The organism is Lachnospira sp. CLA-JM-H23, from assembly GCF_040096425.1.
Taxonomy (GTDB): Bacteria; Bacillota; Clostridia; order Lachnospirales; family Lachnospiraceae; genus Lachnospira; species Lachnospira rogosae.
Map to the genome: position 1 here is coordinate 94700 of NZ_JBBMET010000008.1, position 22857 is coordinate 117556.

General features: G+C 49.5%; 20 protein-coding genes and 1 pseudogene. All 21 read left to right on the forward strand.

Translation table 11 applies throughout. The features are described 5' to 3' along the window. Positions 1–63 precede the first annotated feature (63 nt). On the forward strand, positions 64–1284 hold the full coding sequence (gene tet(40) / locus WMO42_RS11090; protein ID WP_044999308.1) for a tetracycline efflux MFS transporter Tet(40): 1221 nt from the start codon (positions 64–66) through the stop codon (positions 1282–1284). Positions 1285–1908: 624 nt separating this feature from the next. Continuing rightward, complete coding sequence (locus tag WMO42_RS11095; protein ID WP_195255633.1) at positions 1909–2268, forward strand: DUF3847 domain-containing protein; 360 nt, start codon at positions 1909–1911, stop codon at positions 2266–2268. Then, positions 2234–3730 (forward strand): MobQ family relaxase, encoded by a 1497-nt coding sequence (gene mobQ / locus WMO42_RS11100; RefSeq protein ID WP_195255632.1) that lies wholly within the window; start codon positions 2234–2236, stop codon positions 3728–3730. The genes WMO42_RS11095 and mobQ overlap by 35 nt, the downstream gene beginning before the upstream one ends. Next, complete coding sequence (locus WMO42_RS11105; protein WP_195255631.1) at positions 3727–5598, forward strand: AAA family ATPase; 1872 nt, start codon at positions 3727–3729, stop codon at positions 5596–5598. Before mobQ ends, WMO42_RS11105 begins: the two co-directional genes overlap by 4 nt. A 142-nt stretch (positions 5599–5740) precedes the next feature. Continuing rightward, positions 5741–5899, forward strand: a complete 159-nt coding sequence (locus tag WMO42_RS11110) for a transposon-encoded TnpW family protein (protein WP_006428300.1) — start codon at positions 5741–5743, stop codon at positions 5897–5899. Positions 5900–5940: 41 nt separating this feature from the next. Continuing rightward, positions 5941–6795: pseudogene (locus tag WMO42_RS11115) on the forward strand (VirD4-like conjugal transfer protein, CD1115 family); the annotation flags it as partial. 393 nt (positions 6796–7188) lie between these two features. Beyond that, a complete protein-coding gene (locus tag WMO42_RS11120) occupies positions 7189–7404 on the forward strand; it encodes a Maff2 family mobile element protein (protein WP_055237933.1) in 216 nt (71 codons plus the stop codon). A gap of 3 nt (positions 7405–7407) precedes the next feature. Continuing rightward, positions 7408–8280 (forward strand): VirB6/TrbL-like conjugal transfer protein, CD1112 family, encoded by an 873-nt coding sequence (locus tag WMO42_RS11125; RefSeq protein ID WP_055230551.1) that lies wholly within the window; start codon positions 7408–7410, stop codon positions 8278–8280. 60 nt (positions 8281–8340) lie between these two features. Next, positions 8341–8739 carry a PrgI family protein gene (locus WMO42_RS11130; RefSeq protein ID WP_055195815.1) on the forward strand — a complete coding sequence of 133 codons (399 nt, stop codon included), beginning with the start codon at positions 8341–8343 and terminating at the stop codon, positions 8737–8739. A 49-nt stretch (positions 8740–8788) separates the two neighbouring features. Next, the gene (locus tag WMO42_RS11135; protein ID WP_349192315.1) at positions 8789–11149 is read left to right on the forward strand and encodes a VirB4-like conjugal transfer ATPase, CD1110 family; all 2361 of its coding nucleotides are present in this window, start codon (positions 8789–8791) and stop codon (positions 11147–11149) included. Positions 11150–11165: 16 nt separating this feature from the next. Further along, on the forward strand, positions 11166–12128 hold the full coding sequence (locus WMO42_RS11140) for a site-specific DNA-methyltransferase (protein WP_055195813.1): 963 nt from the start codon (positions 11166–11168) through the stop codon (positions 12126–12128). A 113-nt stretch (positions 12129–12241) separates the two neighbouring features. Continuing rightward, positions 12242–14881, forward strand: a complete 2640-nt coding sequence (locus tag WMO42_RS11145; RefSeq protein ID WP_055195805.1) for a CD1108 family mobile element protein — start codon at positions 12242–12244, stop codon at positions 14879–14881. A 41-nt stretch (positions 14882–14922) separates the two neighbouring features. Beyond that, positions 14923–15195 (forward strand): hypothetical protein, encoded by a 273-nt coding sequence (locus WMO42_RS11150; protein ID WP_055230552.1) that lies wholly within the window; start codon positions 14923–14925, stop codon positions 15193–15195. Then, positions 15182–16840, forward strand: coding sequence for a CD1107 family mobile element protein (locus tag WMO42_RS11155; protein WP_055195799.1), 1659 nt, complete (start codon positions 15182–15184; stop codon positions 16838–16840). The genes WMO42_RS11150 and WMO42_RS11155 overlap by 14 nt, the downstream gene beginning before the upstream one ends. A gap of 22 nt (positions 16841–16862) precedes the next feature. Next, positions 16863–17426: a hypothetical protein gene (locus WMO42_RS11160; protein ID WP_055195797.1), complete on the forward strand. Its 564-nt coding sequence runs from the start codon at positions 16863–16865 to the stop codon at positions 17424–17426. 5 nt (positions 17427–17431) lie between these two features. Beyond that, on the forward strand, positions 17432–17998 hold the full coding sequence (locus WMO42_RS11165; RefSeq protein WP_055195795.1) for an MT-A70 family methyltransferase: 567 nt from the start codon (positions 17432–17434) through the stop codon (positions 17996–17998). Next, positions 17989–20103: a type IA DNA topoisomerase gene (locus tag WMO42_RS11170; protein WP_055195793.1), complete on the forward strand. Its 2115-nt coding sequence runs from the start codon at positions 17989–17991 to the stop codon at positions 20101–20103. The genes WMO42_RS11165 and WMO42_RS11170 overlap by 10 nt, the downstream gene beginning before the upstream one ends. 80 nt (positions 20104–20183) lie before the next feature. Beyond that, a complete protein-coding gene (locus WMO42_RS11175) occupies positions 20184–20501 on the forward strand; it encodes a hypothetical protein (protein ID WP_227064068.1) in 318 nt (105 codons plus the stop codon). 17 nt (positions 20502–20518) lie between these two features. Further along, the gene (locus tag WMO42_RS11180) at positions 20519–20866 is read left to right on the forward strand and encodes a helix-turn-helix transcriptional regulator (RefSeq protein WP_055195791.1); all 348 of its coding nucleotides are present in this window, start codon (positions 20519–20521) and stop codon (positions 20864–20866) included. Then, positions 20859–21005 carry a hypothetical protein gene (locus WMO42_RS11185; protein WP_172704767.1) on the forward strand — a complete coding sequence of 49 codons (147 nt, stop codon included), beginning with the start codon at positions 20859–20861 and terminating at the stop codon, positions 21003–21005. The genes WMO42_RS11180 and WMO42_RS11185 overlap by 8 nt, the downstream gene beginning before the upstream one ends. A 908-nt stretch (positions 21006–21913) precedes the next feature. Further along, positions 21914–22216, forward strand: coding sequence for a TnpV protein (locus tag WMO42_RS11190; protein ID WP_306784332.1), 303 nt, complete (start codon positions 21914–21916; stop codon positions 22214–22216). The last annotated feature ends 641 nt before the right edge of the window (positions 22217–22857 follow it).

The following is a 22857-nucleotide window of genomic DNA, read 5'->3' on the forward strand; positions in this document are numbered from 1 at the left end:
GCAAAAGTCATATAAAATGAGATTTGAAAGGATTAGAGACTAATTATGATGAAATGTAACTTCATGTTTGCTAAAAATTCAAAGGCATATTCTGTCTACCTGCTGTTCCGATTTGTCTGTTCCCTGGCGGTTTCTATGTCCACAGTGCTTTCCATCGTGTACCACCTGGAGGTGGTGCAGCTGGATGCTTTCCAGCTTGTCCTGGTAGGGACGGTTCAGGAGACCTCCTGCTTTCTGTTCGAGATGCCCACCGGTGTGGTGGCGGATTTGTATAGCCGTCGGCGCTCGGTGCTGATTGGAATGTTCCTCTACGGCCTGGGCTTTCTGATGGAGGGTGCGCTACCGTGGTTCGCGCCGGTTCTGCTGGCCCAGGTTGTCTGGGGTTGCGGTGATACCTTCATCACCGGCGCTCTGGAGGCGTGGATTGCCTCGGAGGAAGAGGACAAACCCATAGACAAGGTGTTCCTGCGGGGCAGTCAAATGGGGCAAATCGGCGGCGTTCTGGGCGTGGTGCTGGGCACACTGCTGGGAAACATAAACCTGCAAATGCCTCTCATCTTGGGGGGCAGTTTGTGCTTGTTGTTGGGGCTGGTGATGGTTCGCATCATGCCAGAAACCAACTTCTCCCCTGCTATTGAGGAACGGCAGGGCTTGCTTAAAGACTTTGTCTGCCTGTTCAAGCTCAACCTGGGCTTTGTGAAAGGCGCACCTGTGTTGCTGGCGCTCTTAGCAATCACACTATGCGGGGGACTTGCCAGTGAAGGCTTTGACCGGCTCTCCACCGCTCATTTTCTGGATGACACGGTAATACCCGTTATCGGGCCGCTGAACAGCGTCACTTGGTTCGGTGTTATCAGTCTTATCGGCAGCGGCTTAGGTATTCTGGCTTCTCAGTTGCTCATCGCCCGCATGGAGAAAAAAGGGACTGTCAGCCGAACCAGTGTGGTCATGTCCACCAGCGCCGGGTATATCCTGTTCCTGGTTCTCTTCGCGGTGGGGCGGAGCTTTTGGTTCATGTTGTTGGTGTTCCTGCTGGCGGGGCTTATGCGCACCATCAAGGAGCCTGTGCTGGCCGCCTGGATGAACGACCATGTGGATGAGAAAATGCGCGCCACAGTCTTTTCCACCAGCGGACAGCTGGACTCTTTCGGGCAGATCATCGGCGGGCCTATTGTGGGGCTGGTAGCCCAGCAGGTGTCCATACCCTGGGGGCTGGTCTGTACCGCTTTCCTGCTGTTGCCCGCGCTGTTCTTAGTGCCGGTGGCGGGAAAGAAGCGGGATTGATATGGCATAGTTAAGTTTACTGACGAGCGGGAGATTACTTCCGCTCGTCTTCATTTAGTAGCGCAAAATTTGAGGACTCTTTATTTCCTTATTCGGTATAGCGGAGGCGGCTGTCAATTCGACATAATTTTCTTGTGATACTTTACCGTACATGAGCATTAGGAATAGGAATGTATCTTTGTGTGGTAGTTGTTACTTGCACAGGTATTATTGTTTCAAAAATCAGTTCCAAGCCAAATGAAGATACTCCTGAAGAAAAAGAAGAATGACCAATTCCAGTTTGACGAACTGATAAAATCCCTTTAGGAACTAAAGGGCGCACTTCTATACTCTCCTATCGGAAGTATTCGTGCGTCCTGCGGAGCTTCATTCTCTGTCAGCAGAAGAAAACTGCCCGACCGAGAATGTTGCGTCACTTTGTTCCGTCAAGGGAGCTACACTCCCTTGCGCCGCTTATGCGGCTATCCCCTGTGTACTTGCCGTCCGCAAACAGCATGAAATGCTGTTCGCCGCCAGCAAGTTTGAAAAACTGAATACCGAAAAACTGACCGTTGACTGGTCGCACTATGCGAAAAGTTGACGGTCTTTTTTTATCCCAAAAATCAAAAAAGGAGGTCAATCACAATGACAAAACCGAAAACCCTCGATCAGCTTCGAGCCGAAAAGGAACGAGCTGAGACGCAGCTTGCACAGGAGAAGCACAAGCTGGAGCGTCTGGAGAACAGAAAGAAATATCTGGAGAAAGGCGAAAGGCAGAAACGCACCCATCGTCTTTGCAATCTGGGCGGCACGATTGAGAGCCTTGCCCCGGAGGTCAAAGATCTCACACGCACCGAAATGACAGAGCTGATGGAGTACATCTTTTCTCTGTCCGAAGTCCAGCGAGCCGTCCGGCACATGGCGATTACTCACACCAACCAAGCGAACAGAGAAAAGGAGCTGAAAGCCGATGGCACTATTTCATCTAAGCGTCACGCAGACTAAGCGAAGCGCAGGACAGTCCGCTATTGCTTCTGCCGCCTACCGTGCCGGGGAGCGATTGTATAGCGAGTATTACGGCGAATACAGCGACTACACCAGAAAGGGCGGCGTGATCTGCTCTGACATTCTCCTGCCGTCCCATGCACCGCCCGAATACGCAGACCGCCAGACCCTATGGAACGCCGTGGAAAAAGCCGAGCGTGGAAAGAACGCACAGCTTGCATACAGCTTTGACATTGCCTTGCAGAATGAGTTCTCCCTTGAGGAAAACATCGCTCTTGCAAGGCAATTTTTATTGGAGAACTTTGTGAGCCGGGGCATGGTGGTTGACTTCGCCGTACACCAGCCAGACCGGGAGGACGGCGGCATACCAAACCCACATTTTCATGTGCTTTGCCCCATCCGCCCCATCGAGCAGAACGGCAAATGGGGGCTAAAGCAACGCCGGGTGTATGAGCTGGACGAGGACGGCAACCGTATCCGGGACGCAGACGGAAAGTTTGTGTTCAACGCCGTTCCCACTACCGACTGGGGCAGTCCCGAAACGCTGGAATACTGGCGGCAGACATGGGCGGAGCTATGCAACGCCAAGTTTGCGGAAAAGGGGCTTGACGTTCGTATCGACCACCGAAGCTATGAGCGTCAGGGCGTGGAGCTTCTTCCCACCGTCCATGAGGGCGCAACCGTCCGGGCAATGGAGAAGAAAGGCATACGCACCGAGAAAGGCGAGTTCAATCGCTGGATTAGAGCCACCAATGCCGTTATCCGGGACATCAAGAAGAAAATCGCTCTCCTGTTTGATTGGATTGCCGAAGCAAAAGCAGAGCTTGCCAAGCCGCAGGCACCCGACCTTGTTTCTCTGCTGAACGCCTATTACACCCAGCGCAGAGCCGGGGCATATTCGCAGAAAGGCAAGGTCAGCAACCTAAAGGAGATGAACGAGACTTTCAATTATCTCCGGGCAAACGGCATTTACTCCCTTGAAGATTTGGAACACCGTGTCAGCGAACACAGTGCTGCCACAGAGAGCTTGAAGAAAACGCTGGACGAACAGACCGCCCGAATGAAAGCAATTAAGCAGCTCTATGACAGCTCCGCTGCTTTCCAGAGCTTGAAGCCTGTCTATGACGGCTTGCAGAAAATCAAGTTTGAGAAGCCCAGAGCCAAGTACAAGGCAGAGCATGAAACGGAACTGATACAGTTCTACGCCGCCAGACGAAAGCTGACTGGGGAGTTCCCGGACGGCAAGGTGGATATGAAAAAGCTGTCCGCAGAGTATGACGCTCTGGAACAGGCGCATGAAACCACCTACGGCGAGTTTAAGACCGTCAGAGACGATTTACACCGTCTTTGGAAGGTCAAGTCATGCGTAGATACTGCCGCCCGATTTAACGAGCGCACAGAGGAACAAATGCTCCAAAATCGACCCCAAACACGACACAAAAAGGAGGAACTATCCCGATGAATTACACCCAAGCACAGATTGACCGGGCAAACGCCGTCAGTCTGGAAGATTTTCTCCGCACACAGGGAGAGACGCTTATCAAAAGCGGACGGGAATACCGCTGGAAAGAACATGACAGCCTGACCGTCCGGGGAAACAAATGGTTTCGCCACAGCCAGAGCAAGGGCGGCTATCCCATTGATTTTGTCATGGAGTTTTACGGCAAGTCCTTTCCCGAAGCAGTCCAGCTCTTAACCGGCGAAAGCGCCGAGGGACAGAGCGAAGCCAGCACAGCACCGCCCACAGCGTTCCACTTGCCCTTGCACAACAGAACAGCCGACAGAGCAATTCAATATCTTTGCGAAAGCCGAGGTCTCAACAAAACGCTTGTTGAGGCTTTTCTTCTTTCCGGGGATATTTACGAGGACGCAAAGCGGCACAATGTTGTGTTTGTCGGCAGAGACCGAAGCGGTACGCCGAGATACGCCCATGTGCGAGGAACGGCAGACACATTCAGACAGGATATTACCGGGTCTGACAAGTCCTATCCGTTCCGATACGAGGGAAACGGCAACCAGCTCTTTGTCTTTGAAGCACCGATTGACCTGTTATCGTTCATCTGCCTTTATCCGCAGGACTGGAAGACAAGGAGCTATCTTGCCCTGGGCGGCGTTTCGGGCAAAGCCCTTGACCGTTTCCTTTCTGAACGCAAGGACACCCGAAAAGTATTCCTCTGCCTTGACAGCGACACCGCAGGAGGTGAAGCCTGCTTCCGACTGGCGCAGGACATTCCCAGCGAGATCGCCGTCATTCGCCTTGTCCCGGCAAGGAAAGACTGGAACGATGTTCTCCGTCAGCAAGGGGACATTCCCAGCCGCAAATTCATAGCCGAGACAATCACGCTGCGAGAGCTGCCCACCGCCCAGCCTGTTCCCATGCTCCGCATGGCAGATGTGGAGCTGACGAGCGTGGATTGGCTATGGTTTCCGTATATCCCATTTGGAAAGCTGACGATTATACAGGGCAACCCCGGCGAGGGCAAGACCTACTTTGCTATGCGCCTTGCGGCGGCTTGCACCAATCGAAAGCCTTTACCCGGTATGGAGACACTTGAGCCTTTTAATATCATCTATCAGACCGCCGAGGACGGTCTGGGCGATACCGTTAAGCCCCGGCTGATGGAAGCGGACGCAGACCTTGAAAAAGTGCTTGTCATTGACGATAGAGACACACCGCTGACCCTTGCCGATGAACGCATCGCAAGGGCAATCCGGGAAAACAACGCAAGGCTGGTTATCATTGACCCGGTACAGGCGTTTCTGGGCGCAGATGTGGACATGAACCGGGCAAACGAGGTGCGCCCGATATTCCGCAGTCTGGGAGACATTGCACAGGCTACCGGGTGCGCTATCGTGCTGATCGGACACCTCAACAAAGCCGCAGGAACGCAAAGCACCTACCGGGGATTAGGGTCTATCGACATTACGGCGGCAGTCCGCAGTCTGCTCTTTATCGGCAAGCTGAAGGACAGCCCCACAACAAGGGTACTTATCCATGAGAAAAGCTCCCTTGCGCCGCCCGGACAGTCCCTTGCCTTTTCTCTGGGAGACGAGAAAGGGTTTGCGTGGATAGGAGCTTATGACATTACCGCTGACGAGCTTCTTGCCGGGACAGACACAGCCAAGACGGAAAGCAAGACCGCACAGGCAGAAGCACTGATATTGGAACTGCTGGCAGACGGAAAGCGTATGCCGAGCGCAGAGCTGGAAAAGATGGTCAATGAGCGTGGGATTTCCTCACGCACCATGAGAACGGCAAAGAGCCGTATCGGGTACAGGCTTGTGACCGAGAAAGACGGCACAGCATGGGTCTGCTATCTCCGAGACTGACAACAGGAACACGGCAAGCGTGGCAAAGACGGCAAGGTTTTTATAGATACCTTAATGTTGCCGCCTTGCCTTGTTCCCTCATACCGACACCGCCCGATGATGAACAGTCACCGGGCATTTTTCATTTACAGGAGGATTTTGAATGAACAATACCGCAACCAACACCGCCACTTGCCCGACTGTCAGAAAGCAGATCGGCAAGACCACATATATCGTCCGTGTCCATTTCAGCCAGACCGCAAAAGAGACGATGGAGGACAAAATCAAGCGTCTGCTCCGTGAGGAAGTCCGCAAAATGTGACTTCTTTTTGAATTTGATGAAAAAGTCCTTGATTTTTCGTCTCTGGAAAAACAGCTAAATCCATACTTATTAGCTGCGGTGCAAGGTTAGCACCATTTGATATCAAAGAGCTGCGTGACCTGATGGAATATGACGAGCTGGAGCTTGACACGCTTGGAGAGCAAAAGACAGCGTTATTCGTCATTATTTCCGATACGGATGCCACATTTAATTTCGTGGTGTCAATCATGTATTCACAGCTCTTTAACCTGCTCTGCGATAAGGCAGACGATGTTTATAATGGCAGGCTTCCGGTTCATGTGCGGTGCCTGCTGGATGAGTTCAGTAATATTGGGCAGATTCCACAGTTTGAGAAGCTGATCGCTACCATTCGTAGCCGGGAAATATCAGCTTCTATTATTTTGCAGTCAAAGTCCCAGCTCAAGGCGATTTATAAGGACAACGCTGACACCATTGAAGGGAATTGTGATACCACCTTATTCCTCGGAGGGAAGGAAAAGACCACCTTAAAAGAGATGGCGGAGATTTTGGGTAAAGAAACAATAGACCTTTACAATACCTCAGATACGAGAGGTACAAGCCAGTCCTACGGTCTGAATTACCAAAAGACCGGAAAAGAGCTGATGAGTCAGGATGAGATAGCGGTCATGGACGGCGGGAAATGTATCATGCAGCTTAGGGGCGTAAGACCTTTTTTCTCAGACAAGTTTGATATAACGAAGCATGACAGATACAAAGAGCTGTCCGATTATGACCCGAAAAATGCCTTTGACATTGAGGACTATGTGAAGCATCTGCATCACATGAAAGTCACGCCTGCAACAATGGTAGACGATGCCTTTGACTGTGGGGAAGTAAACGGGCAGGAGGATAATTCCTCAATGACAACTGAATAGCGGCTTTTGGACAGAGTGTCCAAAAGTGCAGATTGACAACTGAATATGAAAATCTGTTTAGACATGCACAGGTAATGCAAAGCAAGTGTGCAAGTTTACTTGCAGACACGCAGATTTGCATTTAGCTGTATTTGGCGTTCAGCCGCAGCGAGATGAAGCGAAGCATAATCGAGCTGGCATGGATAAACACAAATCAAAGGAGTTTTGCAATGTATCTTTGTGAGAATAGAAAAGCACCCGGCACAGCCTATCGCCAAACAGAATGTACCGGATGCCAGCAGGGTTCTCCAAAGGATTTCCCTGCCCTTATTTTACCACAAAGGGCGGGGATTTACATACAAAGCTCTTTCTTTATCAAAAAATCAAATCTTAGGAAAGAAAGAGGTAAAAATCATGAGTTTTTTTACAACAGCAGTAACAGGATTAAAGACAGTCGTAACAGCAATCGGAGCAGGCGTGGCAGTATGGGGCGTTATCAACCTTCTGGAAGGCTATGGAAATGACAATCCGGGTGCAAAATCACAGGGCATCAAGCAGCTCATGGCGGGCGGCGGCATTGTCATTGTGGCGCAGACGGTGATTCCACAGCTCACTTCCCTTTTCTCATAATTCATGGGAGCGATCATTGACAAAATCACTGAATTTATAAAGGAAATGCTGCAGGGCTGGGTGCTTGACAATCTTTCCACGATGTTCACGGACGTAAATGATAAGGTCGGGACTATCGCCGGGGAGGTGGGGAAAACACCCAGCTCTTGGAACTCCGGTATCTTTTCCATGATACAGAGCCTTTCAGAAAACGTCATGGTTCCCATAGCGGGAATGATCATCAGTGCCATTCTCTGCTATGAGCTGATTACAATGGTAATGGACAAGAACAACATGCACGAGATCGGGAGCGAATTTTTCTTCCGTTATCTTGTAAAGGCATGTATTGCAGTGCTGTTTGTCAGCTATACCTTTGACATCACGATGGCGATTTTTGATGTGGGAAACCATATCGTGACAAAGGCTGCGGGTGTCATCACGGGCAATGCAAGCATAGATGTGACAGCCACTTTACAGACCATGTTCAACACCCAGCTTTCCACTATGGGCATTGGCGAACTGATAGGGCTTGGGATAGAAACCATGATCGTCAGCTTATGTATGAAAATCATGTCCGTCTTAATCACCGTCATTTTATATGGGCGCATGATAGAAATATACCTTTATGTTTCAGTGGCTCCGGTTCCGTTTGCGACTTTGAGCAACCGGGAATGGGGCAGTATCGGAAGCAACTATATCAAGGGACTGTGTGCTTTGGCATTTCAGGGATTTTTCATTATGGTGTGCGTAGGTATTTACTCCGTGCTGGTATCCGGCGTGGCAGTTGCCGGCAATCTTCACTCGGCTTTATGGTCGGTGGCAGCCTACACCGTAATCCTATGCTTCAGCTTATTTAAGACAGGCTCCCTTAGCAAATCAATCTTCAATGCCCATTAAAGGGGCATTGCATACGGGAAAGGAGGTGCAGCCGGGAGATGGTTTCCGGCTGCAATGCTTATGGCTATATCAGTAGCAGTGCCAAAAAATCTAAGCGGCATCAAGACAAAGGTGGCAATGAACTTAACAAAACGCCAGCTTGTCTGCTTTGGAAGTGCGGGTGCGGTGGGCATCCCCTTTTATATTTTCACAAAAGGGGTTATCGGCACACAGGCATCGGCACTGATCATGGTAGCCCTCATGCTGCCGTTTTTCTTTTTGGCAATGTATGAAAAAGACGGGTTCCCCGCAGAGAAGATTCTGTATTTTATGTTACGGCAGAAAATCCTCACGCCGGGAATCCGTCCCTATAAATCAGAAAATCTTTACAGACAGTTGGAGGAGAAAGAGAGAATGAAAAAGGAGGTGCGCTATCTTGAAGAAAAAGCCGCAGGCAGAAACGCAGGGCAGGCAGGTTAGAGCTGCAAAGCCCAAAGCAGGATTGAGCTTTTCAGAAAGGAAAAGGCTTATGGAGCTGAAACGTACTCTCTCCGGAAACAGCAAAAAACAGGAAAAGCCAACCACGGCACAGAATACCATTACCTTTAAAAAGATGTTTCAGGACGGTATCTGTCAGGTGACTTCCACTTTCTACACGAAAATGGTGGAGTTTTTTGACATCAACTATGACCTTTTAGAGATAGAAGATCAGGGGGAGATTTTAGAGGAGTACAGCAAGCTCATCAATTACTTTGATCCGTCTATTAAGTTTGAACTGTTCCTGTTTAACAGACAGGTCAACGAACAGACTTTGATAGAGCAGTTTGACATTCCTTTGCAGGGAGATGAATTTGACGATATCCGTGAGGAATATACGGAAATGTTAAAGAAACAGGCAGCAAAGGGAAACAACGGCATCATCAAATCGAAATACCTGATTTTCGGTATTGAGTGCAAAGGCTTCAAGGAAGCAAGGGCGAAACTTGCAAGCATCGAAGCCGATGTGATAAAGAACTTTTTAAATCTTGGCACACACGCCAGAAGCCTTGACGGAAAGGAACGGCTGCGTATCCTGCATGAATATTTCAACCAGGATACAATGGAGCCTTTCCGTTTTTCCTTTAAGGAGCTGTCAGAATCCGGTAAAAGCGTAAAGGACTATATCGCACCGCCGGGCTTTGACTTCCGTTATCCGAGCCGTTTTAAAGCGGGGAAGATGTATGGCAGCGTCCACTATCTGGACATCATTGCACCGAGATTTAATGATGAGCTGCTAAAGAAGCTCCTTGACATTGATGATAACCTAACCATTACCATGCACATGCAGACCTTTGACCCGGTAAAGGCGATCAAGATGTTAAAAGGGGCATTGACAAATATTCAGAAGATGAAGATTGAGGAACAGAAGAAAGCAGTACGCTCCGGCTATGACATGGATATTTTACCCACGGACATCATCACTTATGAAAAGGACACGCTGGAGCTTTTGGATGACCTTAATACCAGCAACCAGAAGATCATCAAGATGACATTCCTGATTACCTGCTACGGCAGGAGCAAGCGGGAGCTTGAGAACATCACGCAGAGTGTGTCCGGCATTATCCAGCAGGCAAACTGCAACCTGCGCTGTTTACAGTATCTGCAGGAGCAGGGGCTTATGGCTTCCGCACCGATAGGCTGCAATGAAACCGGGATAGAGTGTGTGCTTACCACAAAGAGTACCGCTATCCTTGTTCCGTTCTGTACGCAGGAGTTATTCATGCCTGCTCCGGCGATTTATTACGGTCTGAACGCCCTCAGTAACAACATGATCATGGCAGACCGGAAACGCTTAAGAACACCAAACGGCGTGATACTCGGTACGCCCGGCTCCGGTAAGTCTTTCAGTGCAAAGCGTGAGATTTTATCCTGTTTTCTTATGACAAGGGACGATGTGATTATCTGTGATCCGGAGGGAGAATATTTTGCCCTCGTGGGCGCACTGCACGGGCAGGTGGTAAAGCTTGCCACCAATTCAAAGGATTATTTAAACCCGATGGATATACAGCTTTCCCATAAGGGGGACAAGGAAGCGTTAAAGCTGAAATCGGACTTTATCATTACCTTATGTGACCTGATCGCCGGAGGGAAGGACGGGCTGGAGAACGATGAGAAAGGCATCATTGACGAGTGTATCCGTCATATCTACGATGGCTACTTTGAAAATCCCGTGCCGGAAAATATGCCGATCCTTGAAGATTTGTATAATGCCCTCTTGAAGCACAAGAACAAAAAAGCGGAGCGTATCGCAAACAGCCTCGTGCTGTATGTGCATGGATCGCAGAATTATTTTAACCACCGCACCAACGTGGACAGCCATAACCGCATCATGTGCTTTGACATCAGGGACTTGGGCAACCAGCTAAAGGAGCTTGGAATGTTAATCGTGCAGGATGCGGTCTGGAACAGGGTTTCACAGAACCGGGAGCGCAGGATTGCCACCCGCTATTACTGTGATGAGTTCCATCTTCTCTTAAAGGAAAAGCAGACAGCCATTTACAGCGTGGAAATCTGGAAGCGGTTTCGTAAGTGGGGCGGCATTCCGACAGGCTTGACGCAGAACGTGGGCGATTTTTTGAAATCAGAGGAAATCGAGGGCATACTCGGCAACTCTGATTTTGTTTATTTACTGAATCAGAACGCAAAGGATCAGGCGATACTTGCAGACAAGCTGGGGCTTTCCGAAAAGCAGCTTGCCCATGTGACAAACTCTGAGCCGGGAAGCGGACTGATTTTGTTTGACAACGTGGTAATCCCGTTTGTGGATAAGTACCCGAAGGACACCAAGACCTATGCTATCATGAATACCAAGCCGGAGGAAAGCGTAAAGCAGGAGGAAAATAATGTATGAACGGAGGAGGAAAGTGATGGAAACAGACACAATTATCCATAATGACTGTCTTGACGCCTTAAAAGATATGCCCTCTGAAAGCGTCCACTGCTGTGTCACATCGCCGCCTTATTACGGGCTGCGTGATTACGGCATGGACGGGCAGGTCGGCAGGGAAGCAACGCCGGAACAGTATATAAGGAAACTGACGGAAATTTTTTCGGAAGTTTACCGTGTACTCAGGGCGGACGGAACCTGCTGGCTGAATATTTCCGACACATACTGCGGTACGGGGAGCAAAGGGGGCTATAAAGACCCGAAGAACCCGGAAGGCAGGAACGGTCAGAATGTTTCCATAGTCCGGAATGTGGAAGGGTGCAAACATAAAGATTTAATCGGCATCCCGTGGATGCTGGCATTTGCACTCAGGAACAGCGGGTGGTATCTCAGAAATGATATTGTCTGGCAGAAAGGGAACGCCATGCCGGAAAGTGCAAAGGACAGGCTGACACGCAGCTATGAGCATATTTTCCTGCTTGCCAAGTCACAGAAATATTATTTTGATGCGCTGGCGATTTCGGAGCCGATAGCGGCGGATACGGCAAGGCGGTACATGGGAGGACGTGGAAGCAGCCATAAATATTCCGGCGAAGTGCCGGGGCAGGCAGGAATACAGAAGCTCAACAAGCCACGGAAAGCGGGGGAAATTAAGAAAAGCGACATTTCTCCTGTCAGGAACTGCCGGGATGTGTGGCTGATCAACACAGTGCCTTACCGGGGAAATCATTTTGCAGCGTATCCCCCGAAGCTGGTGGAGAGGTGCATCCTTGCAGGCTGTCCAAAGGGCGGCATTGTACTTGACCCGTTTTTTGGAAGCGGCACAACAGGGCTTGTGGCAGTAAGAAACGACAGGCATTATATCGGGATTGAACTGAATGAGGAATACTGCGTCCTTGCAGGAGAACGGATAGGAGGCGGATATGAAAATAAGGCTGATTGACATGAGTAAACGATAAGAGGCTGTTTCATTCCGTAAAGGATTTTAAGAATCATGACACAGGCGGTACAGAAAGGGGCAGGCATTGGATAGCAGATAGACATGGAGGAATTTTAATGGCAGAGATAAAGAAAGCACAGGCGGCTGGGTTTGCAGAGGATAGCAATGCTTTTGCCGGGGGCAGCTCCGTAAAGGGAACTGCCGCACCGAAAAAGGCACAGCAGAAGCAGTCCGGCGTACACCAGCCGAGAGATGCAGACGACACTTCCGGACAGAATGTCCAAAGGTCGGGACAGGCGGAAACTTTTGGACAGGATGTCCAAAAGCAGACAAAAACATCTGACAGCAGGAAGGCAAAAGGCGGGCAGAGAAAGCAGCACCGGAAGCAGGGTGCTTTTGGGCAGAGTGACAAAATGTCTGAAAATGCGGATGCCGGAAGTCAGAAGAAAAGTGATTTTACAAAGGAAAACAGTACCTTTACGGAGGACAATGGCACAGCGCAGGAAGAAAGGCAGTCCGGCGATGATTACCGCCGCAGGGACACCTATCATCAGGCAGAGAAAAGGGGGCATTACCGCAGGCGGAAACAGCGTGAGCATACGGACAGGGAACGGACGAAAACCTCTGATTTTGAACAGGATTTCAATACAAAAGACAATGCCTTTACAGAGGGAGAAAAAACGGAGTTTCAGGGCAGCAAAAAGCTGGATAAGTTACAGAAGAAAGCGGAGAAAGCCGGAAGAAAGACAGAAGCGGCAAGACGGAAGCTGCCAAAGAAAACGGAGTATTCCCTTGAGCGTGTCTTTGATGAAAAGACAGGCAGGGCAAAGTATGTGCTGACCGCCGTAAAAAAGGAAAAGCCCTTTAAACCGGACAGCCCGGTAAAGAGGATGGCGGGCAGAGCCGGATCAGAGTTTACCAATTATGCACATGGCAAGGTTGCCGAAGTGGAAAAGGAAAACGCAGGCGTGGAGGGCGCACACAAAAGTGAGCAGAAAGCCGAAGATGCGTACCGCTTTGTGAAGCGGCACCATAAAAACAGGCTGCAAAGGCGGCGTGAGAAAGTGGCGAAGCTGGAGAAAAAGCAGTTTCAAAAAGAGGTCAATTTCCGTTACCGGAAGTTTTTGGAAGAAAACCCGGAAATGCAGGAAAAGACGTTAAAGAAGCAGCTGCAGAAAAGACTGCAGAAACAGCGCATCAAACGTGAGTATGCAAAGGCAAGGCGGGCAGGGCAGGCGGCGAAGAACACAAAAGAAGCGGCGGTAAAATCTGCCAACTTTACCACAACGGTTGCAAAGAAGTTACAGGAAGCCGCACAGAAACACGCTGCCCTGCTTGTGACGATAGGAGCCTTTGCGGTGCTTTTGATTATGATTATGACCTCCATATCGTCCTGCGGGGCGATGTTTTCGGACGGCATGAGTACCACGCTGGCAGGGAGCTATATGAGCGTCCCGGCGGAGATGGATGCGGCAGATTTGGCATTTTCCGAGCTGGAAAAGAACCTGCAGGCAGAAATTGATGCCATAGAAACAGATTATCCGGATTATGACGAATACCGCTACAATCTGGATGCCATAGGGCATGATCCCTTTGCCTTAATCAGCTATTTATCCGCAGTCTATACGGAATTTACGGCGGCAGAGGTGCAGGGTGAAATAGAAAGCCTTTTTGACGAGATGTATGAGCTGACCCTGAATCCGACCACGGAAACAAGGACAGGCACAAGAACGGTCACAGACCCGGAAACGGGGGAGGAAACAGAGGAGGAATATGAGTACGAAGTCAGTATTTTAGAGGTCACGCTTACCGCAAAGGATTTGGGTGTGGTGGCAGCCGGACACATGAATGAGGAGCAGAAAGAGATTTATGCTTTTTATAACGAAACACACGGGCTGGTACAGCAGTTTTACACACCGCTTGACCTTTACTGGTACAACTATGTATCGAGCTATTACGGCTGGCGCATCAATCCGGTCACGGGGCAGGAGCAGCTTCACAGGGGCGTTGACATTGCAGTGCCGACAGGAACCACGGTCTATGCGGCGATGGACGGCACCGTCACAACAGCCGCTTACGATGATTACTACGGCAACTATGTGGTAATTGAGGACAGCAAAGGATACTGTACGAAATATGCCCACATGGACACGTTAAGCGTCAGTACCGGACAGGACATTACACACGGAACGGTAATCGGAACAACGGGAAACACGGGGAGCAGCACCGGAAGCCACCTTCATATCGAATGTCTGTATAACGGGGAATATTATAACCCGTTATTTTACTTTGAAGCAGGAGAAAAAACGCTGTACGGGGAAACACCGGGAAGCGGAAGCGGCGGGGGAGGTGCCATACCGCCTGATTCTTATAATGATGAAACCGTACAGGCACTTATGGAGGAAGCAGCAAAATATCTAGGCTATCCGTATGTATGGGGCGGTTCGTCACCGTCAACGAGCTTTGACTGCTCCGGCTTTGTCTGCTGGGTATTTACCAACAGCGGCGTACACAATTTTCCAAGAACCACGGCACAGGGCATTTATGACCAGTGTACTCCGGTTCCGGCAGCGGACGCAAAGGCAGGAGATATTATCTTTTTTACGGGTACATACAATTCAGGCGGTGCAGTCAGCCATGTGGGAATTTACTGCGGAAACGGTGTGATGATACATGCAGGCGATCCGATTAAGTATTCCAATATCAATACCTCGTACTGGCAGAGCCATTTTTATGCGTTTGGCAGATTGAATTAGAAATAAATGCCCTTTAACGGGGCATGGAAAGGAGAAATGATGTGACAAAGGAAAGGATTGAAAAGGAGCTTCAGAAAGTCCGGCAGCAGCTTGCAACGCTGCAGGAAAGGCAGAAGGACTTGGAGGAGCAGCTTCAGATGGCAGAGGACGCAGAAAAGATGAAATTCATTGAGAAGAATAAAATCTCTTTGGACAGGCTGATTCTGCTGAATAAAGTCAGTGAGGAAGAAATCCTGCATCTGTTAAAGCAGAAGGAGCAGGAGGAACAGACAAGACAAACAGAAAGGGAGGCAGTAAGCCATGAAAAAAATTAAGTTATCAACTAAAGCGGTGTTATCGCTTGGTTTATCAGCAGTATTATTCTGTATGCCCGCAGTGGGCTTTGCCCTGAACGGGAATTATGCAGTGAATGTCCATGCGGAGGATTCCAAAGAGCAGGAAGCAGTATCAGAGGAACCTGCGGAAAGCACAGGGCAGACGGAAGCCGACACAGAGCAGAGTGCAGAGGGCGGCACGGAAGAAAGCACGGAGAATACAACAGAGGAAAGTACGGAAAACGGTACGGTTTCCGGAAATGAAGTAACAGAGCCGGTGTGTACCTGTGAGAAAAAGTGCAGCGCATATGACTATGACAAGGATTGTGAAGTATGCGCCGCAGATTACAGGGACTGTGAATACAAGACTCCGAATGTAGTCATTAACATCAACAGTCCGGGCGGGTGGTACAACGAAAGGGCAACAGTTACGTTTACCGTATCCGATACGGCACACACGGGCAACTTTGAAATTGCCATGATACAGGCAAAAGTAGGGCAGAACGGGAGCTGGACGGACGTGACGGAAGATAAGAAGCTGGAAATTTCTGAAAACTGTACCGTCTATGTGCAGGTCACAGACCAGAAAGGCAATACATATGAGAGAAACCGGGCAATGAAATGTTTTGACACCACGAAGCCCACCCTCAATGCGGCGGTCAGTGACGGACTGTTAAGTATTCAGGTGCATGATACGGATTCCGGCGCAAAGGCGGTGTATGTCAACGGTTATGAGTTTACAGACCTGACAAACGGAACCCTGAATATCCGCTTACAGCAGTTTGATGCAGGATACGAGTATTTTACCATTTCCGCAATGGACAATGCCGGAAATATGTCGGAAGTTTATAAGACGAAAAATCCGTATTACAAAGACCCTGCCGATGAGAGTGATGAGAATCCGGCAGAGCAGCTCCCGGTCAACGCCGAAGCCACCAAGCCGGGGAGTGCCACGGGAACGGTGACAGAGCATACAAAGACGGACAGTGACGGCAATACCATTTCACAGACACCGGAGGAACAGAAGAAACAGGCTTTTGCTGAAGCAGATGCTGCGGAAGCGGCAGAAAGCGGTGATAAGGAACAGTCTGAACAGGGCAAGGAGTTTTACACTATTCAGACCGCATCGGATAAAGTATTTTATCTGATTATTGACAGGGACGGGGAGGAGGAAATGGTTTATTTCCTGACGGAGATTACGGAAAATGACCTTCTGAACACCACTTCCGACAACAGCGAAACCTTACCGAAAAACTCCGCTGCTCTGGAATCTGCAATCCCGACAACGGAGAGCGCACTGCCAAACAACAATACCGATAAGGAGAGCGAGCCGGAGGAAGATACGGAGTCAGAGAGTACCGAAGAAGAAAGCACGGAGGAAACGGAACCGGAGGAAGAAGCCGGAGAGGAAGCCAGCCCTATTGCTTCTTATATCATCATAGGTATCCTTGCCATTGCCTTTATCGGCGGAGCTTATTATTTTAAGGTAGTCCGCAGGAAGAAAGAGGATTTCATCGAGGACGAAGATGAGGACGAGGAAGATACGGAAGAATATGAGAATGAAGATGAGGAGCAGGAGGACAGCTCCGATGATGATTTCTTTGACGATGACAGGGAAAGCGATGCGGCGGATACCACGGAATAAGGAAAAGCAGGAGGAGCATTGAATGGGAAAAGAAACAGGAATGAAAGAAACGGTGGACAACGTGCTTGATGACATTGCCGCAAAGCGGGCTGCGGCATCGGAAAAAGCAGGGCAGGAGAACAGAGAAACAAGCCCCAAGAAGGAATTTAAGGAGATCACGATGAAATTCGGCAAGGGCTGTGTCGGGGAGGAATTTCAGGGGAAGGACGGGAATAAGTACAAGGAAATACTCGTTCCCAATCCCGATAAGAATGATCACAGACCGTGGCAGACTTTTGTGGTAAAGGCAAACCATGTCCACGAGGATAAGTTTGGTAAAGGGATGTGGATCAAGCTCCCGGCGGAGGGGCATACAACGCTGCGCCGTCCGGTTGTGGTCGGAGAAAAGCCTGACGGCAAAAAGGAATGGGGGACAGAGAAAAACAGCATTGCCAATGCCGATTTAAAGAAAATGGTGGAGGCTTATAAGGAGCGTCCGAGGGAGTCGGTAAAGGGCAGGCTTGCAGAAAAGAAAGCGGAAGCTGTCACGCAGAAGCCCGCCCAAAAGACGCAGAGTAAAAGTAAATCTAAGGAGGCGGAGCTGTAGGAATTATGAAGAAATATTCAGTGATACTGGCAGACCCGCCGTGGCAGTACAAGGTTTATTCCAAAAAAGGATTGGGACGCAGTGCAGAAAGCCACTATCCCACCATGAATATTGAGGACATTAAGGCACTTCCCGTAGCTGACATAGCAGAAAAGGACTGTGCCTTATTTCTTTGGGTGACATTCCCCTGCCTTTTGGAAGGCTTTGAAGTCATAAGGGCATGGGGCTTTACCTATAAAACAGTAGCGTTTGTGTGGGTAAAGCAGAATAAAAAGAGCGATTCCCTGTTCTGGGGCATGGGGTACTGGACACGCAGCAATGTGGAGCTTTGTATCCTTGCCACAAAGGGAAGCCCGAAACGGGTGGATGCGGGAGTGCATCAGGTTGTGGTTTCCCATATCGAGGAACACAGCCGCAAACCGGGAGAAGTCCATGAGCGCATCAGGAGGCTCATGGGCGATGTACCAAAGATTGAGCTGTTTGCCCGCAGAAAAGCGGAAGGCTTTGACGTGTGGGGAAATGAAGTGGATTCAGACATTGAATTTAAAGGAGGAAACAGATTATGCAGTTAGTGATAGCAGAGAAGCCCAGCGTGGCACAGCAGATTGCCAGTGTCATCGGGGCAGAGGAGAGAAAAGACGGATACATGGAGGGAAGCGGCTCTATCGTTTCGTGGTGCGTGGGGCATCTGGTGGAATTAGCACAGCCGGATGCCTATTCTGATGCGTGGAAAAAGTGGACGTATGAGAGCCTTCCCATGATACCGGAGAACTGGCAGCATGAAGTCAAACGGGATACTGCCGCACAGTATAAGGTGTTAAGGGAGCTGATGCACGATACAAGAGTGGACAGCGTGGTGTGTGCCACCGATGCAGGGCGTGAGGGAGAACTTATCTTCCGTCTGGTCTATGAGATGGCAGGCTGCAATAAGCCCATGAAGCGGCTGTGGATTTCCTCAATGGAGGAAAGCGCAATCCGTGACGGCTTTGCAAATCTAAAGCCGGGCAGCGATTATGACTGTCTGTATCAGTCAGCCCTTTGCAGGCAGCGGGCAGACTGGCTTGTGGGACTGAACGGAACACGGCTTTTTACGGTGCTGTATGGCGGCAAGGTGTTAAAGGTGGGCAGGGTGCAGACGCCCACCCTTGGCATGCTGGTTGAGAGGGAAACACAGATCATGAATTTCAGGAAAGAACAGTATTTCATGGCACATATCCTCTGCGGCGGTGTTGACGCAGCCACGGGAAGGATTAACAGCAGGGCGGAAGCGGAAACTGTTGCCGGGGCGTGCAAAAACGGACAGGCAGTTGTAACTTCCGCAGCTAAGGAGCAGAAAAGCATTGCCCCTCCGAAGCTCTATGACCTTACCACGCTTCAGAGGGACGCTAACCGCTTGTTTGGTTTTACCGCAAAGCAGACCTTAGAGTATGTGCAGAGCCTTTATGAGAAAAAGTTAGCCACCTATCCAAGAACGGACAGCCAGTATTTATCTGATGATATGGAGCAGACTGCAAAGAGCGTGATCGAAGCAATTTTTGGTTCCATTCTTTTTCAGGAAGATGTGATGTTCAATCCGAACATCAAGCGTGTGCTGAACAGCAAAAAGGTCACAGACCACCATGCGATCATTCCCACAATGGAGATTGCAAAGGCTGACCTTTCCACGCTGCCGGAACCGGAGCGAAAGATTTTATCCCTTGTGGCCAACAGGTTACTGTGTGCTACGGGGGAAAAACATCTGTATGAAACGGTAAAGGCAGAGCTTTCCTGCGGCGGTCATACTTTTCATGCTTCCGGTAAATCGGTCACGCATAACGGCTGGAAAGATTTTGAGGATGCTTTCAAGCGTGCCTTTAAGACCATAGAGGAAAAAGAAAGCACCGAAGAAAAGAAGCTGCCGGAGCTTACAGAGGGACAGACCTTTGAGAACATGCAGACGAAGATCAGCGAGCATTACACGACACCGCCGAAGCATTACACGGAGGATTCCCTGCTGTCTGCAATGGAGAGAGCCGGAGCAGAGGACATGGGCGATAATGTGGAACGCAAAGGGCTTGGCACGCCTGCCACCAGAGCCGACATTATCGAGAAGCTGGTGAAGGACGGTTTTGTAAAACGTGAGAAAAAACAGATGCTCCCCACGGAGGACGGCATGAAGCTGATTACCGTGCTTCCTGATGTGGTGAAGTCCCCGAAGCTCACAGCGGATTGGGAAAATGCCCTTACCCTTGTGGCAAAAGGTGAATATTCCATGCAGGAATTTATGGGCGGTATTGAGGATATGGTGCGTGACCTTGTGCAGACCTATCACAGTGTCAGCGAGGAGCAGAAATCCATGTTCGGAGGCGGCGCACAGGGAATCAACGCAGGAACTGCGTTAGGCAAATGCCCGAAGTGCGGCGGTGATGTGGTAAAAGGGAAGTTTGGAGCCTACTGTAAGAATAAATGTGGCATGAATGTTGGAAGGGCAATGGGAGCCGTTCTTTCCGACAGCCAGATTAAGAGTATGCTGGAGGGGAAAAAGACCCTTGTAAAAGGCTTAAAAGGGAAAAAAGGCACCTATGATGCCTATCTTATCCCGGAAGGCATTGAGGACTATTCCTACACCAAAGACGGGAAGGAAATCAGGGGATCACAGTATAAGGTTAGGCTGGAATTTCCGAAGCGTAAGAAATAGAAACAGAATAACAGTACATACAGGGCATACGGGAACAGTCTGTATGCCCTTAAATTTCAGGAAAAACGGAGGAATTGAATATGAGTGAAACTATGGAAAATGCAGCTTTAAACAGCGGGGAAATTGCAGACCGCACACCTGCAGCAAAGGCAGAGGAAACCAAAGCGGATAAATTTATCCGTCTTGGGGAGTACCGCATGAATAAGGCGATTGATGCGATTGGAAGGATAGAGAACCTTGCAAACAGGTCGGCTTATGAGTATACGCCGGAGCAGGTGGAAGCCATGTTCTCGGTGCTGGAGTCTAAGGTGGCAGAGGTAAAAGCAAAATTTACCGTAACAAAGAATAAGGAAAATGCAGCCTTTTCCTTTGGGAATAAGGCAGGGCAGGAAAATTGAGAAGGAGGATAAGCGGTATGAATACAGCAGTTTACAGTACAGGGGATAAGATTTTAAATGTGATGAAAGAAATGGATATGAGTATTCCGGGGCTTGCGGAGCTGTCCGGCATCCACGAAAATACCCTTTTAAATATCCTTGCCGGGATAAAGGAGCCGGACATCGGGACAGCGTGCAGGATTGCGGACGCACTCGGCATCTGCGTGCGTGAGCTGTGTCCGGATGAGGAACAGTATGCGGTTTTCATAAAGAAGGATACCCTTGCAAAGCTGATTGTGATTAGTGAGATCAACGGAGTGGAACCGGATGAACTGATTGCTTCCATTCTGGAAAAAGGCATTGAGGAAAACGGATTTTATGATTAAACAGGGCGGCGGGAGCAGTCCCGCCGTCATTTTTTGGAGGAAAGCCTATGACAACAAAATATCAGATGATTTCCATGCTGGCGGAGGAAACCGCAAAGCAGATCGCAAGGAACGGGCAGGAATGGATGAAATATCTTGATACGGCTGCAAGGCTGTATAAATATCCTTTTAACGAGCAGATGCTCATCTATGCCCAAAGACCCGATGCGAGTGCCTGCGCTTCCCTTGAAACATGGAATGAAAAAATGAACTGCTGGGTAAACCGTGGGGCAAAGGGGATCGCCCTGATTGACACGGACAGCGAGCGTCCGAGATTAAAATATGTCTTTGATGTATCCGATGTGCATAAAGCAAGGAGAATCGGGCGTGATCCATACCTGTGGGAACTTAGGGAGGAACATAAGGATGTGGTGCTTGCTCGGCTTGAAAATATTTACGGAGAAACAGACGCACAGATGCCCTTTGAAAAAAGGCTGATAGAGCTTGCGGAGCGGATAGCGTCCGACTATTATGAGGAGCTGCTTCCGGAAATCGGTTATGTCAGAGAGGGCAGTTTTTTAGAGGAGCTTGACGAGCTGAATGTGGGAATCCGGCTGCGTGACACGCTTGCATCAAGCATTGCCTATACCATTCTGTCACGCTGCGGTGCGGATATGGAGCAGTGGAAAGAGGAGCTTGATTTTGACAATATCAGCGAATTTAATACCACAAAGACCTTATCCGTGCTTGGCAGTGCCACAACGGAAATGTGCAAGCCGCTTCTTATGGAAATCGGTAATACAATCAGAGCCTATGACCGTCAGACTGCCCGGAAAAGGGCAGAAGAAAAAGCGGCTTTAGAGCAGTCCGGCACTATTTTAAAAAATGCCGAAAATTTAGATGAAATTCCGCTTGCAAATACAGCAGAAGCGGACTATAATGCTTTAAAGCGTGAAAGCGAAACACAGATACAAAATGAAACGGAAACTACTGACCATAAAGAAACGGAGGGCATTGCCAATGAAACTGACATACGAGAAGAACGGGGATTATCTGATCCCGAACCTGATGCCGAACGAGGAGCCGGAACAGGCACTCACGAAGTACGGGCTGATGAGAAAGAAATTCTTGCAGGAACACCGGAAAGGGATTTATCAGGGCATGGTGCTGACGGGCGAGCTGAAAGCACACTGCCTTCAGATACAGGAGCAGGCAGAGCAGAGAATGGACTTCCTGACACAGCAGATGGCAAAAGCAGAGGGAGTGGACGAGGCACTGAAAGCAGCCGATCAGATGAAATGGGTGGGACTGATGAACAGCATCAGACATTCAGCGGAGGAAACCGTGCTGACGGAGCTGATCTACAGTTAGAAAACAGTACACAACAGAATAAAGAACAGCAGGAGCCGGATAGTGAAAACAATTCATTATCCGGTTCTTTTTTGGATAACGATCAGGCTGTTCCAAATGAAGATGTTACCGGGCTTCGGAAAGGCATTTTATGTTCTGATGAATTTCTGATCCATAAAAGACCGGAGATTGCAGGCTATTTTGCAATGGAGCAGGATACAAGGCTGCAAACGGAATATTTTAGGAACTGCTTTCCATTCGGCACATATTATGCGCTGGATGTGGCTGGTACTTCCGTAGGTTTCCATGCCGGTGAAGAAGGGCTTTACATCAACATGACGGGAAAAGCCGGGGCAGAAAATGAAACGCTTTTGTCATGGGAAGATGCCCGTTTCCTTGTCAATTCCTATATGGAGGACGGTGTGTATTTACTGCCGGGAGAAGTGGCGGAGCAGATTGATATGGACGGAATGTATAAACAGCTTGACCTCTTTACCATGTTTAGCGAGCAGGTAGGAAATATCGCCATGAAGCAGGCTGAGGAAGTGTCTAAAGTGCCGCCTGCAATGCCGATACCGCAGGAGCAGCTTGACGCAATCCTTAGAAGCGGGGGCGGCAGGGACAACAGTCGGAAACGTATCTATGCCAAGTATTGTCAGGGC